Genomic DNA, 1249 nt, shown 5'->3' on the forward strand with positions numbered 1-1249 from the left:
CCTGGTCCTGACCGGCGTGGTCGACCTGACGGGCATCGACCCGTTCAAGGCACCGCTGGTGGCCGCCAATGGCGGCAACGCCGGCAATGCGCTGGACAAGCTGCTGGACCAACTGATGGCACGCCTGGCCACGGCGAAGACCACGCTGGGCGACCTGTCGGCAGCGGTGGGCAGCAACGCCGGTGCAACCGCCATCGGCACGATCCTGCAGCCGGCCTCGGCCACCTGCGCGGGGCTGCGCACGGGCAACTATTTCCTGATGGCGGTAGGCGGCGGTGGCGGTGCGTTCAAGTTTGACGCCAACACCACGTCGCTCATCCCGCTGACCAGCTTCAGCCCGGATGCCGAACCGGGCCCCGCCCTGCCGCTTACGCCCGTTGGCGGCGATGACTGCCACTTCGCTGCCGGCATCGCCCCATACGGGTTCGACATCATGATGGCGAAGTCGGGCATGGGCATGTTCGTGCCGCCGACCACCTCCGGCGTCATTCCCGCCCTGATCGTCCCGGCGCAGACCCTGCCGCTGGCGGAACTGGCCGGCAACTGGAACGGCCTGGGCTTCGAGCGGGACGACTCCACCGTGGCGTTCGCCCCGACGCGCGTGACGTTCACCCTGAACGCGGACGGCAAGATGACCGCGGGCTCGGATTGCACGGGGACCAGCGCCTGCACGCCATGGGCCGCCGAGGAACTGGCCGAGGTCTCTGCCAACCCCCAGGGCGGCTTCAGCCTGACCTATACCTCGGGCGGTGTGGCGCAAGCCGTGGCCTTCAAGGGCACCGATGGCCTGATCACCGCCGTGATCTCGCATGGCAACGGCATCGTGGTCGCCACCAAGGCGATCGCGCGCGCGGTGCCGGTGGTCGGCACGACCAATTCGTACTGGGACACCACGGCCTTCGCCGACGGCACGATCCTGATGGAACAGGCGTCGACGACGATCACTGCGGCAGATCCGGTGACCGGCGTCTACTCGCGCCTGCGCGGCGACGGCCGTCCGGACACCTGGACGCAGAACAGCCCGCTGCCGGGCCTGCGTTATCGCGCGGCCGCCGCCAGCGTGCGCGAGGGCATTGCCATGACGCTGAACAACACCGGCGTGGGCGTGATGATCAGCCTCAGCGCGCCGGTGCCGTTCTTCGACATCTCGGTGAACCGTCCGCAGTAAGCACTACACCGCTGTACGCATGACAGAAGCCCGCCTTCCGGCGGGCTTCTTCGTTTCTGCGCCCGGATCAGCCGGCTCAGG

General features: G+C 68.7%; 1 protein-coding gene. It reads left to right on the plus strand.

The genetic code is table 11. The features are described 5' to 3' along the window. On the plus strand, positions 1-1168 hold a 1168-nt coding region (locus AB4Z27_RS29045), incomplete at its 5' end, for a hypothetical protein (RefSeq protein ID WP_441645987.1). Between the last annotated feature and the right edge of the window lie 81 nt (positions 1169-1249).

Source organism: Cupriavidus sp. KB_39 (genome assembly GCF_052114485.1).
GTDB lineage: Bacteria > Pseudomonadota > Gammaproteobacteria > Burkholderiales > Burkholderiaceae > Cupriavidus.